Source organism: Alkalisalibacterium limincola, assembly GCF_008017755.1.
GTDB classification, from domain to species: Bacteria; Pseudomonadota; Gammaproteobacteria; order Xanthomonadales; family Xanthomonadaceae; genus Alkalisalibacterium; species Alkalisalibacterium limincola.
Genome location: NZ_VRTS01000002.1, coordinates 117,819 through 133,283, shown reverse-complemented (window position 1 = coordinate 133,283; position 15,465 = coordinate 117,819). Strand labels below are relative to the sequence as shown.

General features: G+C 68.8%; 16 protein-coding genes and 1 pseudogene. 5 read left to right on the top strand and 12 right to left on the bottom strand.

The window, feature by feature from the left end:
* Window positions 1-55: 55 nt before the first annotated feature.
* The 10 genes from FU658_RS14680 to FU658_RS03565 form a co-directional block, all read right to left on the bottom strand.
* Window positions 56-604, bottom strand: a complete 549-nt coding sequence (locus FU658_RS14680) for an RcnB family protein (protein ID WP_147890841.1) — start codon at window positions 602-604, stop codon at window positions 56-58.
* A gap of 91 nt (window positions 605-695) precedes the next feature.
* Window positions 696-1,883 (bottom strand): alkane 1-monooxygenase, encoded by a 1,188-nt coding sequence (locus tag FU658_RS03605; protein ID WP_147890840.1) that lies wholly within the window; start codon window positions 1,881-1,883, stop codon window positions 696-698.
* A 598-nt stretch (window positions 1,884-2,481) separates the two neighbouring features.
* Window positions 2,482-2,847 (bottom strand): HPF/RaiA family ribosome-associated protein, encoded by a 366-nt coding sequence (locus FU658_RS03600; protein WP_147890839.1) that lies wholly within the window; start codon window positions 2,845-2,847, stop codon window positions 2,482-2,484.
* An 83-nt stretch (window positions 2,848-2,930) separates the two neighbouring features.
* On the bottom strand, window positions 2,931-3,227 hold the full coding sequence (locus FU658_RS16150) for a DUF4136 domain-containing protein (RefSeq protein WP_484476957.1): 297 nt from the start codon (window positions 3,225-3,227) through the stop codon (window positions 2,931-2,933).
* The gene (locus FU658_RS03590) at window positions 3,116-3,490 is read right to left on the bottom strand and encodes a hypothetical protein (RefSeq protein ID WP_147890837.1); all 375 of its coding nucleotides are present in this window, start codon (window positions 3,488-3,490) and stop codon (window positions 3,116-3,118) included. The genes FU658_RS16150 and FU658_RS03590 overlap by 112 nt, the downstream gene beginning before the upstream one ends.
* Window positions 3,491-3,594: 104 nt before the next feature.
* Window positions 3,595-4,020 (bottom strand): OsmC family protein, encoded by a 426-nt coding sequence (locus FU658_RS03585; RefSeq protein ID WP_147890836.1) that lies wholly within the window; start codon window positions 4,018-4,020, stop codon window positions 3,595-3,597.
* A gap of 75 nt (window positions 4,021-4,095) precedes the next feature.
* Window positions 4,096-4,350 (bottom strand): hypothetical protein, encoded by a 255-nt coding sequence (locus FU658_RS03580; protein WP_147890835.1) that lies wholly within the window; start codon window positions 4,348-4,350, stop codon window positions 4,096-4,098.
* A gap of 258 nt (window positions 4,351-4,608) precedes the next feature.
* Window positions 4,609-5,370, bottom strand: a complete 762-nt coding sequence (locus FU658_RS03575) for an ABC transporter permease (protein ID WP_147890834.1) — start codon at window positions 5,368-5,370, stop codon at window positions 4,609-4,611.
* The gene (locus FU658_RS03570; RefSeq protein WP_147890833.1) at window positions 5,367-6,293 is read right to left on the bottom strand and encodes an ABC transporter ATP-binding protein; all 927 of its coding nucleotides are present in this window, start codon (window positions 6,291-6,293) and stop codon (window positions 5,367-5,369) included. Before FU658_RS03570 ends, FU658_RS03575 begins: the two co-directional genes overlap by 4 nt.
* A gap of 116 nt (window positions 6,294-6,409) precedes the next feature.
* Window positions 6,410-6,559, bottom strand: coding sequence for a DUF3096 domain-containing protein (locus tag FU658_RS03565; RefSeq protein ID WP_147890832.1), 150 nt, complete (start codon window positions 6,557-6,559; stop codon window positions 6,410-6,412).
* Window positions 6,560-6,671: 112 nt separating this feature from the next.
* On the opposite strand from FU658_RS03565, the gene FU658_RS03560 reads away from it, so the two are divergent.
* The 4 genes and pseudogenes from FU658_RS03560 (at window position 6,672) to FU658_RS03545 (ending at window position 10,944) form a co-directional block, all read left to right on the top strand.
* Window positions 6,672-7,538, top strand: coding sequence for a hypothetical protein (locus tag FU658_RS03560; protein ID WP_187265893.1), 867 nt, complete (start codon window positions 6,672-6,674; stop codon window positions 7,536-7,538).
* A gap of 77 nt (window positions 7,539-7,615) precedes the next feature.
* Window positions 7,616-9,300: pseudogene (locus tag FU658_RS03555) on the top strand (NAD(P)/FAD-dependent oxidoreductase).
* Window positions 9,297-9,908: a trimeric intracellular cation channel family protein gene (locus FU658_RS03550; RefSeq protein WP_425477578.1), complete on the top strand. Its 612-nt coding sequence runs from the start codon at window positions 9,297-9,299 to the stop codon at window positions 9,906-9,908. The pseudogene FU658_RS03555 and the gene FU658_RS03550 overlap by 4 nt, the downstream one beginning before the upstream one ends.
* Before the next feature lie 247 nt (window positions 9,909-10,155).
* A complete protein-coding gene (locus FU658_RS03545) occupies window positions 10,156-10,944 on the top strand; it encodes a CAP domain-containing protein (protein WP_222708352.1) in 789 nt (262 codons plus the stop codon).
* 72 nt (window positions 10,945-11,016) lie between these two features.
* Here the strand turns inward: FU658_RS03545 and aceE are convergent, their stop codons facing one another.
* Entirely contained in the window at window positions 11,017-13,701 is a 2,685-nt protein-coding gene (gene aceE, locus FU658_RS03540) for a pyruvate dehydrogenase (acetyl-transferring), homodimeric type (RefSeq protein ID WP_147890830.1), read from the bottom strand.
* 265 nt (window positions 13,702-13,966) lie between these two features.
* On the opposite strand from aceE, the gene FU658_RS03535 reads away from it, so the two are divergent.
* Window positions 13,967-14,416, top strand: a complete 450-nt coding sequence (locus tag FU658_RS03535) for a transposase (protein ID WP_147890829.1) — start codon at window positions 13,967-13,969, stop codon at window positions 14,414-14,416.
* On the opposite strand, the gene FU658_RS03530 is transcribed toward FU658_RS03535, so the two are convergent.
* Window positions 14,338-15,414 carry a GGDEF domain-containing protein gene (locus FU658_RS03530; RefSeq protein WP_147890828.1) on the bottom strand — a complete coding sequence of 359 codons (1,077 nt, stop codon included), beginning with the start codon at window positions 15,412-15,414 and terminating at the stop codon, window positions 14,338-14,340. The genes FU658_RS03535 and FU658_RS03530 overlap by 79 nt on opposite strands.
* Window positions 15,415-15,465: the final 51 nt, after the last annotated feature.

Genomic DNA, 15,465 nt, shown 5'->3' with positions numbered 1-15,465 from the left:
GTGCAGGCGCCATTCTAGCGCCCCACCCTGCCCGGCCCGCCCCGACTCCCCCGGGTTAGTGGAAGGCTCCCGCCAGCACGGCGGTGATCAGGCCGGTCGCCACGCCGATCAGGACCGCATCACCGTCGATGCGCACGTACCGATGGCCCGGAGGCGGCGGCGCGAAGCGATGGTGGCGGTGGTCGACGTAGTAGTCGCCACCACGATACTGGGGCGGCAGGTACTGGCCGCGCTGCCAGCGTGCGTTGTGGTGGTAGGCCGGACGCGCCGGCGCGTAGACCACCCGCGTGACGGTCCTCGGTGCCGGACGGTAATGGTGCTGGGGCGCTCGATGCACGATCGCGCGGTTGTGGCCGCGATACTGGCCCCGGTTGTGGCCCCGGTTGTGGCCCCGGTTGTGGTTGTGGCTGCGGTTGTGGCCGCGGTTCTGGGCCGGATGGGCGCGGGTGTTGCCGCGATGCTGGACGCGGCTGTAGTCCCGCCCCCGGTCATGGCGCTGGTCCTGGGTATGACCGCGCGAACCGTCCCGGTACGACTGGGCATCGGCCACGGCGGGCACGAAGGCCAGCGTGCCGATGATGGCAGCGAATACGAAGTGCTTCATGGGCGGTTCCTCTTCCACGATGCCTGCCTGGCACCCATGGAAACAAACGCGCCCCTGGCGCCGGATCCGTCGCGGACCCCGCGGACTGGGTTCAGCTTGGTGAACCCTCCCCGTCCATCGCCAGTCCGTGCCTGGAAAGCAGTCGCGACCGTCGGGCAGGGTCGATGTTGATGCATCGCCCGTCACGCCCGACCTGGGCCACCACGCGTGGGTCCATCACCCGGAACCACAGGGGTGGCACGTAGGCGAGGAGGAACATGCCGAAGTAGCCCGCGGGCAGTTGCGGCGCACTGTCGAAGTGCCGCAGCGATTGGAAGCGGCGGGTCGCATGCGCGTGATGGTCGGCGTGGCGCTGCAACTGGAACAGGGCCAGGTTGGACACCAGGTGGTTGCTGTTCCAGGAATGCTGCGGCCCGCAGGGTTCGCGGCGACCGTCGGGCAGGATGCGCCGCAGCAAGCCGTAGTGCTCGATGTAGTTCGCCGAGGTGAGCTGGAAGTTGGCCCAGAACGATGCGGCGACAAGGAACAGCAGCACCGGCGGCCCCAGCCAGGCCACCAGTGCAGTCCACAGGACCAGCGTGATCATGCCGGTGAGCACGATCTCGTTGTCCGGATGCCACGCAGGACGGCCGCGGGCCGCAAGCCGCTCGCGCTCCAGGGCCCACGCGCGCCGCCACGCACCCGGGATCTCGCGGCACATGAACCTGTAGATCGATTCGCCCATGCGTGAGGACGCCGGGTCGGCCGGCGTCGCGACGTCGCGGTGATGCCCGCGGTTGTGCTCGACCCGGAAGTGGCCGTAGGCGGTGGGAGCCAGGATCAGTCGGGCCAGCCACGTCTCGAACGGCGAACGCTTGTGCCCAAGCTCGTGCCCGACGTTGATGCAGAAGCCGCCGACGACCCCGGTGGACAGGACCACGGCGAGCAGGCCGTGCCAGGGCAGCGGCTGCGTGGTTGCAAACCAGGCGGCAAAGATGACGGCCGCCCAGAGCATCGGCACAAGCGCCCAGGTGATGCGGCGGTAGTAGGGGTCGGACTCCAGCCCGGCGACCGCGGATTCAGGCGGGTTCGACCGGTCCTCGCCGACCAGCGCATCCAGCAGGGGGAGAAGGACGTAGACCAGGACCAGGGGTGCCCAGAGCACCAGGTCGTGCCCAAGCCACAGCCAGGCCAGCGGCCCGGCACCGACGAGCGCGGGCACCAGCAACGAGAGCAGCCAGGCGTGGCGCTTGCCGTCGCGCCATGGCAGGCGCTGGTCCGGGATCGCGCTTGCGTTCATCGATCACCCTCCGTGCCCATGCGGCTGTCCCGATCGGGGGCTGCCATCGGCCCAGGGATGATTCTGGACCGCGGGCCGAAGCGGTGTCCACCACCGGGCCGCGTCGGGCGGGGATCGGTCCGACGGACCCGGGGTGGACGGAAGATGCACCGGCCAGCCCGCCATGGGGAGGATTCAGCGGTAGCGCGACAGGCTCGGGGTGCCGAGGTAGGAGCGCGCCTTGGCATAACCCTGGCTGCGGCCGTAGCGACGCCGAAGGAGCGCTGGGAGTAACGGTTGCGTCGGGCAGGCAAGGCCTGCGCGGACGCCTGGCCGATCGCACTGGACTGCAGGTACGGCGCCTTCAGGGGCAGGTCGACCAGAGTGGCGGAGGCGAAGCGGGAAGCAATGAAGAGGGCGTTCATGTCGGTGTTCCTGTGGGCTGGTGTGCTGGTAGACTACAACACCAGAACAAAAACACCATAGGCCGAAAGTCATGCCCGCGCTACGGAGCGTGACCCATTCAGTCCAAGGAGGGTTTTGTACATGCCGCCGGCGATCGCCGCGGCGATGGTCGTGGCGACCGCGACGGCCGCCACGAACGGGCCAGCAAGCGGTATCAGTCTTCCGGAGGCATTGCGGCCTCGGGCAGAACCGGCGCCTTTTCCGGGCGGCGGTCGAGCTTGCCGAACATTGAATCCAGGGCTCGCTTGAGCTTCTGGGCGGCGCCGGACAAGGCCTGCTCGACGGTTTCGGCATCCTCGGTCACCGCAACGGGCTGGTGGCCGGCGACGCGTGCCTCCAGCACACAGCGCTTGTCGACGCCGTCGCCGGTCTTGTGCGAATTCACATCGCTGATGTGGGCCTCGACCCGGGTAAGTCGGTCGGCGAAGCGCTCCAGCGCACCGCCGACGACGCGATCGGCGCGCTCGCTGAGGCCTTCGCTGGCGGAAATGTGGTTGTCCGTATTGAGATGGATCTTCATGCGTCGCGATTCCTTGCGGGGGGAATTGTCCAAGCTAGTCGGCGCGCCCTGAACGCACCGTCCACGGATGTGCCCCGGTGCGCTCAGCGCCGGTCGGGGAACTGGTACAGCAGGCGCGACACGGCATCGGCCAGTTCCGCCTGGGTCGGTTGCTGGCCGGCCAGGGTCAGGTCGGCCGTGCCTCCCCAGACCTGCTCGTTGCGCGAGGCGTCGACGACATCGACCACCAGCTGCGCGCCGGTGCGCGTGCCGCCGCCCATCGGGAAGCTCAGCCCGACGCCGCCGCCGACACGCCTCGACCCGCCACCGCGCCCAGGCCCACGCTCGGGCCGCTGCGCGGGACGGCCTGGCCGGTACCGAAGCGGTGGTAGACGAGGCAATCCGCGCCGTCGGCCCCAAGGGCGTAGCCCTTGCCCTGCATGGTGTCCAGCAGGAGGTCGCGCACCTGCTGGTCGACCATCGTCAAGGGGCGCTCGTCCGCGGGCGCCCAGGCCACCGTCCGGCATTCCGGCGCGCGCGCCGCCGCATCGGTGACGACGCGCGGTGCGGTGGTGCCGCAGGCGGCAAGGACCAGCGACGCGGTCGCGGCCAATCCCGCGACGCCCGCGCGGTTCCGGGTTGTCCGCACTCGACTCGATTCCATGACGACCTCCTTCGCATCCTTGGTAGGGACTTTATGCCCCAACCAACACCAGCCCAAGGTGAACGGCCATGGACAGGGGAATGCGCGGGACACCGCCGCAGGGATCAATCTTCCAGGCGGGCGTCCATCGTGATGTCGGCGCGCAGCACCTTCGACACCGGACATCCCTCCTTCGCCTTGGTGGCGAGTTCCTGGAACACCTCCTTCGAGACCCCGGGCACCCTGGCACCCACGTCCAGGTGCACCGAAGGAATCTCGAACCCCTCGCCGGCCTTTTCCAGGGTCACCGTCGCCCGTGTCGTGATTCGCTCGGGCGTGAAGCCGGCCTCACCGAGGATCAGCGAGAAGGCCATCGAGAAGCAGCCCGCGTGCGCTGCGCCGATGAGTTCCTCGGGATTGGTCCCCGGGCCATCCTCGAAGCGCGCCTTGAAACCGTACGGGGCCGCGTCGAGCACGCCGGTCTCGGTGGAGATCGTGCCTCCGCCATCCTTGATGCCGCCCTTCCATACCGCCGATCCGTGCTTCTTCATGCCAGTCTCCGTGCATCGGGTGGAAGCCCGAGCTTAGGCGACCGTATGTTCCGCGAACGCGAACGCCCTGGAGATTCAGCACGCCACGGGCGGCGGCAGCGCGGCAACGGGACCTTCGCCGATCTCGACCACGCCGGAGAACGCCATGTCGATGGCAGCCCGACCGAGGTCGGCCAGGGTGTAGCGCTGCGAAGGCGCGACCTCCGCGGTGGACATGGCGTGGCTTGCGGCCGGAGCCTCTTGCGGCGTTGTGGCCGCCTCGCAGCCGAGGCCATTGCAGAAGACCGCCTGTACGAGGATGAGCAGGATCGAAAGCGGCAGGCTGAACATGGGGGTTCTCCGTGGCTACCGGCCCGGTGGGCGGGCCGCAGGCGACTCGTGTGGGTTACCGTCCTAAAGCAAGATGCCTGCCAATCGAAAAACGTCGCGCCCCGGGCGCGTCCAGGCCCTGCGGCCGCCATCCGGGCTGTCCGCGGCGCTGTCCGGGGCGCCCCCCGGACAACGGTGGACACCCGTCGGTCGCGCCGCCGCCCACGACGCGGAGGAACCACCCAACGTGACAAACCCGGGTCGCGCGGCGCAGCGGCTTCAGCTGCGCAGGCGCCAGCCGGTCCGGAAGATCCACCAGACCGCCGCCAGGCAGGCGGCCAGGAAGCACAGAATCATCGCCGCGCTGACCACGACGTTCACGTCGGACACGCCATAGAAGCTCCAGCGCATGCCGCTGATCAGGTAGACCACCGGATTGAACAGCGAGGCGGTCTGCCAGAACGGCGGGAGCATCTCGATCGAATAGAACGCCCCGCCCAGGAAGGTCAACGGGGTGATGATCATCAGCGGGATCACCTGCAGCTTCTGGAAGTCGTCCGCCCACAGTCCGATCAGGAACCCGAACAGGCTGAAGCTGGTGGCGGTGAGCACGAGGAAGAACAGCATCCACAGCGGGTGCTCGATGCCGTAGGGCACGAAGAAACGCGCGGTGATCAGGATCAGTACGCCGATCATCAGCGATTTCGACACCGCCGCCCCCACGTAACCGGCCACGACTTCGACGAACGACACCGGCGCGGAAAGCAGCTCGTAGATCGTGCCCGACCATTTCGGCATGTAGATTCCGAACGAGGCGTTGGAGATGCTCTCGTTGAGCAGCGAGAGCATGATCAGGCCCGGGATGATGAAGGCGCCGTAGCTCACCCCGTCGATGTCGCCCATGCGCGAGCCGATCGCCGCGCCGAAGACGATGAAGTACAGCGACGTGGTCAGCACGGGCGCGGCCAGGCTCTCGCCCAGCGTACGGAAGGTGCGGCTCATCTCGAAACGGTAGATCGCGCGGATCGCGTGCAGGTTCATTCCGGCGCCCTCACCAGGTCCACGAAGATCTCCTCGAGCGAGGACTCGCGCGAGTTGATGTCCCCGAAGCACACGCCCTCGTCCTGCAATCGCCGCAGCAGCGTGGCGATGCCGCTGCGATCGGCCTGGGCGTCGTAGGTGTAGACCAGCGTGTTGCCCTGGTCGTCGAGGACCAGCGGCAGGTCGGCCAAGGCGGGAGGCAGCACGTCGAGCGGTTCGTGCAGGGCCAGTCGCAGCTGCTTGGAACCGAGCTTGCGCATCAGGGTCGCGGTGTCCTCCACCAGCAGCAGCCGGCCATGGTTGATCACCCCGATGCGGTCGGCCATCTGCTCGGCCTCCTCGATGTAGTGCGTGGTCAGGATGATCGTCACCCCGCGCTCGCGCAGCCCGCCCACCATGCGCCACATGTCGCGGCGCAGCTCGACGTCCACGCCGGCGGTCGGCTCGTCGAGGAACAGGATGTCGGGCTCGTGGGCCAGCGCCTTCGCGATCAGCACCCGGCGCTTCATGCCGCCGGAAAGCTGCATGATCTTGCTGTTGCGCTTGTCCCACAGCGAGAGGTCCTTGAGCAGTTGCTCGAGGTACTGCGGGTTCGGCGGCTTGCCAAAAAGGCCACGGCTGAAGCGCACCGTGGCCCAGACGGTTTCGAACGCGTCGGTGGAAAGCTCCTGCGGCACCAGCCCGATCTTTTCGCGCGCCGCGCGGTAGTCGCGGACCACGTCATGGCCATCGGCCAGCACCCGCCCGCCGGTAGGCCTAACGATGCCGCATACCACGCCGATCAGCGTCGTCTTGCCGGCCCCGTTGGGTCCCAGCAGCGCGAAGATCTCGCCGCGCCGGATCTCCAGGTCCACGCCCTTGAGCGCCTGGAAGCCGCCGGCATAGGTCTTCTCCAGGCCCTGGATCGATATGACTGCTGACACCTTGCTGGTCCTTTCGCGGCGCGACACCCGACCCCGGAGGATGCCTGCATGTGCGCCCATCACGCCACCGCCCGCCCGCGCAGCACCGCGGCGCTACGCAGGCGGGTGGCCGCCGGCTAGATGGTGAGGTTCATCGCACCACCGAACAGGCCGACCAGCCCGATGATGATCAGGTAGATCGCGACGATGTAGGCCAGCAGGCGGGGCATGATGAGGATCAGGATGCCGGCAAGCAGGGCCAGCAGCGGGGTCAGGGCAATGTTCATCGCGTTCCTCGGGACGTGAATGGAAGGCGGCGCGGCGGCCGCCTGCGCGAGTATGCACCCGCGGGCCCCGATTTCACCGGGGCAACACCTGGCCCGTGGCCTGCTGTGCAGCATGAACCCGATCCTGCGCCTGGCCATGCCCCTGTTCGCCACCGTCCTGCTGGCCGGATGTGCGGGCACGTTTCCCACCGCACAGCCGGGGCTGGTGTTCGAAGACGGGCTCGACGCCCACGCCGTGTTCGAGCGCTCCCTGGCCGCGCATGGCGGCGACCTTGCCGAAGCGCCCGGCGACTTCAACCTGGCGATGGCCGGGGAGTGGCAGTCGCTGATCCAGCGCATCCAGCCAGTGGTCACCGACGCCGGTTACCGGATCACCGCCGAGGAGCGCTTTCGTCCCGGCGAACAGCTCTACGTGGTGCGCCACCAGGGCCCGGAAGGCAGCAAGCATGTCGTGCGCACGCCGGACTCGATCGAAGTCTTCTACAACGGCGAGCGCGAGACCGACCCGGCGAAGTTGCGAGCCACGGCGATGACCACCGACGCGTTTCAGCTGTTCCACTTCGGTCCATCGCTGGTGAAGTGGCGCGCCCAGCGCATGGTGCGCCTGGCCGACGCCCGCGAGGGCGGCGTGGACTACCGCCGCGTCCTCGCGACCCTTCGGCCCGGCTTCGGCGAAGCCGACGAGGACCAGGTGGTGCTGTGGATCCACCCCGGGACCGACCTGCTGTTCCGGGTCCACCTGACCCTCAATGGCTTCGAGACCACCCAGGGCGCGCACGTGGACACGACGTTCCTGGCCTACGACCGCGTCGGCCCGTACGTGTTTCCCTCGCGCTTCGACGAGCGCGTCCGGGGTCCGCTGCGGATCAGTGCGCACCAGTGGTGGATCACCGCGCGCGACGAGGACCGCGGCTGGGGCCGGGAAGACGTGCAGGGTCCCGACTTCGGCGGAGCCGCGGCAGCCCCGGCCGGAAACTGAACCTCGTATCGGGCCGTGTCGCACCGGGTGGGACGCGGGGGCTGGGCTAGAATGGCGCCCCACCGGGAACGCGCCCCATGCTCCGACTCACCGACATCCAGCTGCCGCTCGACCACGCCCCCGAAGCATTGGAAGCGGCGATTCTCAAGCGGCTGGGCATCACAGCCGCCGACCTGCGCGGCTTCAGCGTGGCCAAGCGCAGCTACGACGCGCGCAAGCGCGGTGCGATCAAGCTGATCTATGCCGTCGACGTGGATACGCCGCGCGAAACGGAGCTTCTGGCGCACGATGCTGCCGGAGAAGACGGCAGCGACAATGCCTCGCGCGGACCGGGCCATCGTGGCGGGCGCGGACGCCGCCGGGCTTCGCCGGTCTCGCGCATCAAGCTGGGCCCGACACCGGACACGACCTACCGGCTGGTGGCGAGGGCGCCTTCGACCCTGCCGCAACGCCCGGTCGTGATCGGCACCGGTCCTGCGGCCTGTTCGCCGCCCTGCTGCTGGCGCAGATGGGCTACAAGCCGATCATCCTCGAGCGCGGCCGCGCGGTGCGGCAGCGGACCAAGGACACCTTCGGCTTCTGGCGCCAGCGCCGGCTCGATCCGGAGTCCAACGTCCAGTTCGGCGAGGGCGGCGCCGGCACGTTCTCCGACGGCAAGCTCTACAGCCAGATCAGCGACCCGCGCCACCTGGGGCGCAAGGTGCTCGAGGAGTTCGTGCGCGCGGGGGCCCCGGAGGAAATCCTCTACGTCGCCAAGCCGCACATCGGCACCTACCGGCTGGTGTCCATGGTCGAAAGCATGCGCGAGACGGTCGAATCGCTGGGCGGCGAGTACCGCTTCGGTTGCCGGGTCGACGACATCGAGATCGTCGACGGGCAGGTGCGCGGCGTGGTGCTGGCCGATGGCGCGGTGATCCGCACCGACCACGTGGTTCTGGCGGTGGGACACAGCGCGCGCGACACGTTCGAGATGCTGCACCGTCGCGGTGTGTACATGGAGCCCAAGCCGTTCTCGATCGGCGCCCGCATCGAGCACCCGCAATCGATCATCGATGCCGCCCGCTTCGGCCCCCAGGCCGGCCATCCGCTGCTGGGAGCGGCCGACTACAAGCTGGTGCACCACTGCAGCAACGGCCGCACCGTCTACAGCTTCTGCATGTGCCCGGGCGGCACGGTGGTGGCCGCGGCCAGCGAGCCGGGCCGCGTGGTCACCAATGGCATGAGCCAGTACTCGCGCAACGAGCGCAATGCGAACGCCGCGATCGTGGTCGGCATCACGCCGGCGGATTTCCCGGACAGCTCGGTGCTGGCCGGCGTGGCATTGCAAAGGCATTGGGAGGAGCGCGCCTATGTCGCGGGCGGCGCAACCTACGACGCACCGGGCCAGCTGGTCGGCGATTTCCTGGCCCGGCGGCCGTCGACGCAGGTCCGCGGTGCGCTGCCGTCCTACACCCCTGCCGTGCACCTCACCGAGATCGACGCCTGCCTGCCCGACTATGCGCTGGCGGCGATGCGCGAGGCCTTGCCCGCCTTCGATCGCAAGATCCCGGGTTTCGCGATGGACGATGCGATCCTGACCGCGGTCGAGACGCGCACCTCCTCTCCGGTGCGCATCACCCGTGGCGAGGATGGCCAGAGCCTCAATACACGCGGCCTGTACCCGGCCGGCGAAGGCGCGGGCTACGCCGGCGGCATCCTGTCGGCCGGTGTCGACGGCATCCGCGCGGCCGAATGGGTGGCACTGGCCTTCGGGCCGGCCTGACGATGCTGCTGCTCTCCCTCGACCTCGTCGGCACCTTCGTCTTCGCGATCAGTGGCGCGACGTTGGGGGTACGGCACCGCCTCGACCTGTTCGGCGTGCTGGTGCTGTCGTTCTGCGCGGCCACGGCCGGCGGCATCACCCGCGACGTGTTGATCGGTGCCACGCCGCCGGCGGCGCTGGAGAGCTGGCACTACCTCGCCGTGGCCTGCATCGCCGGCCTCGTCACCTTCTTCCGCAGCCGGGACATCGAGCGGCTCAAGAACCCGGTGCAGATGTTCGACGCCGCGGGCCTGGCGTTGTTCGCGGTGTCCGGCGCCAGCAAGGCGCTGGCCTTCGGCCTCAGCCCGATCATGGCGGTGCTGCTGGGGATGCTCTCGGGCATCGGTGGCGGCATCGTGCGCGACGTGCTGGTGGCGCAGACACCGGTCGTGCTGCGCTCCGACCTCTACGCGGTCGCGGCCGCCGCGGGCGCGGGCGCGGTGGTCATCGGCCACCAGCTCGGCGTGCCCGCCGCCCCGTCGATGCTGGTGGGCGCGCTGCTGTGCTTCTGGCTGCGCTTCATGGCGGTGCGCCGTGGCTGGAGCCTGCCGCTGCCGCCGTCAAGCTAGGCGCGGACTTCCCCCCGCGCCCGGCCGACAGCATTCATAATTAGCCGGGTACGGTTTCCCGGACACGTCGCAGCCCAAGCTGCGCCATCCGCCGAACAGGAACCTTCCCGTGAATGATTCCCCCAGTCAGCATCCTTCACGCACCCCGTTGCCGATGCGCCGGGACAGTCGCGCACCCCGAGGCTGCGCTGCAGTGCTCCTTCCGATCGCCCTGATGATCATGGGCTTTGCGTCAGCGAGCGATCCCGTGGCTGGAGACGAAGCCGAACTCGTGTCGCTGATCAACAGCCACCGCGACGCAAGTGACGCATGCGACGGACGGCAGGTGGCCGCGGTGCCCTCGCTGGCCCCGGACGAGCGACTGGCCCGGCTCGACGCCGGGGCGGCTTCCAATCCGATGGCGGCGACCCGTGCCACCGGGTATTCACCGGCGAAGGTCCAGGTCATCGAACTGCGGGGCCCCGGCGATGCGCACGAAGCGATGGAGTTCCTGGCCACGCGCTACTGCCCGGTCCTTCTCGATGAGCAGTTCACCGACATCGGCGTGGCGCGTGACGGAACCCGGTGGCAAGTGGTGCTGGCGCGCCCGCTGCTGGACGAGGGACTGGGCGACTGGCGCGAGGCGGGCCGGGCGATCCTCGAGCAGGTCAACCAGGCGCGAGCGACAGCACGCTATTGCGGATCCGCCCACCACGATGCCGCCGCGCCGCTCCAATGGAGCGAACCGCTGGCGCAGGCAGCCCTGGCCCACGGCCGCGACATGGCCGAGCACAACTTCTTCAGCCACGTCAGTCCCAGCGGCGAGACGCTGTCGCACCGGGTCGACCAGGCCGACTACGCGTGGAGCCGCATCGGCGAGAACATCGCCGCCGGAGCCGGCTCGCCGGAGCAAGCCGTGGAGGGTTGGATCGACAGTCCGACCCACTGCACCACGCTGATGAATCCGGACTTCTCCGCAACCGGCGCGGCCTATGCCATCGACGAGCAAAGCGACGCGGTGATCTACTGGGTCCAGGTATTCGGCACCCCTCAATAGCCCCTCTCCTCGCGGGAAAGGGCCCGGGTCCCGAGAGGCCTGGCACCCTCCCGCGGGGCGTGGAGGCCGCCCCTAGACCGTCAGCGGATTGGGCTTGTCCTGGTCGAGCTTGTACTCCTTGATGGCCCGCGCCACGTCCTTGCCATTCATCTTGCCCTCGTCGGCGAGCGCACAGATCGCCGCATGCGCGATGTGGTAACGGTCGACCTCGAAGAAGCGGCGCAGGTTCTCGCGGGTGTCGGAGCGGCCGAAGCCGTCGGTGCCCAGCACGGTGTAGCGCATCGGCACGAACTCGCGGATCTGGTTGGCGAAGCTGCGCACGTAGTCGGTCGCCGCGATCGCCGGGCCCTGCCGACCCGACAGCAGCTCGGTCACGTAGGGCTGCCGCTTCGACTTCGCCTCCGGGTGCAGGCGGTTGTGGCGGATGGCGTCCTCGCCATCGCGCGCCAGCTCGGTGAAGCTGGGGCAGCTCCAGATGTCGGCGGTGACGCCGAAGTCCTTGTCCAGAAGTTCGGCCGCAGCGATCGCCTCGCGCAGGATCGTGCCGCTGCCCATCAGCTGCACGCGCAGCTCGCCCTTCTTCGGCTTGCCGGCGTCCTTGAGCAGGTACATGCCCTTGATGATGCCCTCGGCCGCGCCTTCCGGCATGTCCGGATGCGGGTAGGACTCGTTCATCAGCGTCAGGTAGTAGTACTCGTCGACCTGCTCCTCGAGCATGCGCTGCATGCCGTGCTGCAGGACGACGACCACCTCGTAGCCGAAGGTCGGGTCGTAGCTGCGGCAGTTCGGGATCGCACTGGCCAGCAGGTGGCTGTGGCCGTCCTCGTGCTGCAGGCCCTCGCCATTGAGCGTCGTTCGCCCGGCGGTGGCGCCCAGCAGGAACCCGCGCGAACGCATGTCCGCGGCCTGCCAGGCGGAGTCGCCGATGCGCTGGAAGCCGAACATCGAGTAGTAGATGTAGAACGGCATCAACTGCAGGTCGTTGGTCGAGTAGCTGGTGGCGGCCGCCATCCAGCTGGCGAACGCACCGGCCTCGGTGATGCCCTCCTCCAGCACCTGCCCGGTCTGGTCCTCGCGGTAGTACATCAGCTGGTCGGCGTCGACCGGCTTGTACTTCTGCCCCTTCGGCGCATAGATGCCCAGCTGGCGGAACAGGCCCTCCATGCCGAAGGTGCGCGCCTCGTCGGCCACGATCGGCACGCAGCGCGGGCCCACCTGCTTGTCGCGCAGGGTGATGTTGAGCGCCTGAACGAACGACATCGTGGTGGAGTTGGAGCGCTCGCCAGTGGACTTGAGCAGGCGCTCGAACACCTCCAGCTTCGGCGCCGTCAGCGGCTTGGAGGCCTTGACCCGGCGCTGCGGAAGGTAGCCACCCAGCTCGGCCCGGCGCTCCTTGAGGTACTGCACTTCCTCGGACTTCTCGCCCGGGTGGTAGAACGGCAGCTTCGACAGCTGCTCGACCTCGACCGGGATGTTGAAGCGGTCGCGGAACGCGGCCACGTCCTCCTCGTCGAGCTTCTTGGTCTGGTGGGTCGGGTTGAGCGACTCACCGGCCTTGCCCATGCCGTAGCCCTTGACCGTCTTGGCCAGGATCACGGTCGGCTGGCCCTCGTGGTTCACCGCCGCGTGGTAGGCGGCATAGACCTTGTGCGGGTCGTGGCCGCCACGGTTGAGGCGCCAGATGTCGTCATCGGACAGGTTGGCGACCATCGCCTTGGTCTCGGGGTACTTGCCGAAGAAGTTCTCGCGCGTGTACGCACCGCCGAAGGCCTTGCAGTTCTGGTACTCGCCGTCGACGGTCTCCATCATCAGCTTGCGCAGGAGCCCGTCCTTGTCGCGCGCCAGGAGCGGATCCCAGTAGCTGCCCCAGACCAGCTTGAGCACGTTCCAGCCGGCACCCCGGAACCCGCCCTCGAGCTCCTGGATGATCTTGCCGTTGCCGCGCACCGGCCCGTCCAGGCGCTGCAGGTTGCAGTTGATGACGAACACCAGGTTGTCCAGCCCTTCGCGACCGGCCACCGAGATCGCCCCGAGGCTCTCGGGCTCGTCGGTCTCGCCGTCGCCGAGGAAGCACCAGACCTTGCGGCCCTGCTTCGGGATCAGCCCCCGGTTCTCGAGGTACTTCAGGTTGCGTGCCTGGTAGATCGCCGCGATCGGGCCCAGGCCCATCGACACGGTCGGGGTCTGCCAGTAGTCCGGCATCAGCCAGGGATGCGGGTAGGAGCTGATGCCCTTGCCGTCGACCTCCATGCGGAAGTGGTCGAGCTGGCTTTCGCTGATGCGGCCCTCCAGGAACGAGCGCGCGTAGATGCCCGGCGACGAGTGGCCCTGGATATAGAGCAGGTCGCCCAGGTTGTCGTCGCTGGGCGCGCGCCAGAAGTGGTTGAAGCCGACATCGTAGAGCGTGGCGGCCGAAGCGAAACTGGCGATGTGCCCACCAAGGTCGCCGGGCTTGCGGTTGGCGCGCACCACCATCGCCAGCGCGTTCCAGCGGATGATCGAGCGGATGCGCCACTCCATCGCGGCGTCACCCGGGCTCTTGGCCTCCAGGTGCGGCGGGATGGTGTTGATGTATTCCGTGGTGGGGTTGAACGGCAGCGAGCCACCGGCCCGGCGGGTCATCTCCACCATGTTCTCGAGCAACTGGTGGGCGCGCCCGGGGCCGTCGTGGCCGATCACCGCCTGCAGCGACTCGATCCATTCTCGGGTCTCGGTGGGATCCGGGTCCTGTGCCAGCGCGTCGTTCAGCCAGTTCATTCGTAGTTCTCCAAGGGCGGTGGCCGTCCACCGCAGCTCGTGCGTCGTGCGGTCGGGCGCTCCCGTCCGCTCTAGGTTTCGGACCGCCAAGTGTAGCGCATGGTGCTTCGGGAACCCGCCGGTACGGCAGCGTATGGCACTGATGCCGGGGGAATTTCCGACATCGCGACGCATGTCGTGCCGACGGCGGACCGGCACCCGAGGCGGGCAACATCACTGCATGCACCTTGCCGCCTGCCCCGTGCGGACGCAGTCCTTCGCGCCCGTGGCCCTCTACCGCGTCAGCCTGCCCTTCGCCGAGCGCCTGGACCCGCTGCAGGGGCGTCGCGGGTTCGTCCTGAGTCGCGCGCTGAGCGACAGGCGGGTGTGGGTGAACTCGCGCCTGCTGGCCTGGGTGCTGCTGCCCGATGGCTGGCAGGGCCTGGTCCAGTCGGGCGCGCTCGACAGCCCGGACATTCGGCTCAATCGCGTCCGCGAAGCGGGCGAGCGGGCCTGGGCGCAGCTCGGGGGACAGGGCGGGCTGTGGGCCTTCGGTGGCCACCTGACGCAGCTGGCCGGTGTGAACACGCCCCGCGAGGCAGGTCGAGAGCTCGTCCTGGCACCGGTACGCTGCGGGCTCGCCCGGCGGATCGCCGACTACCCCTTCTGGGATGCCGTATGGCTGGATGCGCCAACCACCTTGCCGGCGCACACCTCGTCGGCCAGCACCACCTGATCGCGTCCGAGCGACTTGGCCCGATACATCGCTTCGTCCGCCCGGGCCATCAGGTCGCCAAGATCCTGCTCCGCGCCGGCCATGGCGATCCCCACGCTGATCGTCGAGCCGTACTGCGCGTTGCGCGCGCTGAAGTCGCGGCGGACCCGCTCGGCGAAACGCAGCGCCGCCGGGCGCGACGAGCGGCGCAACAGGCAGGCCAGTTCCTCGCCACCCAGGCGGGCTCCCAGGTCCTCCTCGCCCAGCCGGGTCCGGATCACCCGACCCAGCTGTGCCAGCACCTCGTCGCCCACCTGGTGGCCATGGGTGTCGTTGAGCTGCTTGAAATGGTCGATGTCGATGAACAGCACGGCCAGTTCCTCACCCTCCTCGCGCCCACGTCCGAGCACTTCCTGGGTATGCCGCACCCAGCCACGGCGATTGAGCAGGCGCGTGAGCAGGTCGGTGTTGGCCTGCGACCAGGCCGACTCCAGGCTGGTGATCGCATGCGCGACGAGGTCGGCGCGACTGCGCCTGAGCATCAGGCCCGAGGCGAAGGCCAGCAGGAGGTGGAAGTACAGGCCCATGCGCGTGGCGGCGGGCACGCCCTCGGCGACCATCGTGAGGATGACCACCAGCACGACGCAGAACACGATCAATATCCAGACCACCCACCAGCGCACCAGCAGCGGGATGATCATCACCGGGAGCAGGATGATGCCTGCCAGGGCGAGCCCGGACACGTGGGGCCAGGCGGCAGGGGGGCCGAGCAGCACGATCACGAACGAGAACAGGAAGACCAGGCCCACGAGGGCCCGCGGCCCCACCGCGGGGATCCGCGCGAAACCGCCGGCACATGCCAGCATCACGGCGAAGGCCACGCCGACCTCAGGCGAGAACCCGGCCCCGGCCATCAGCCCCAGCTCCGCAAGCACGACATTGAGCAGACCGAACACGCAAAGCACCTGGACCAGCCGGGTCGCCGGTGCGTGCATGGTGTCGAGTTGGAGACGCTCCATGCGGGCACGCTCGACCGGGGGCAGCGCAGCGGTCCTTCCGTCGACGAAGCT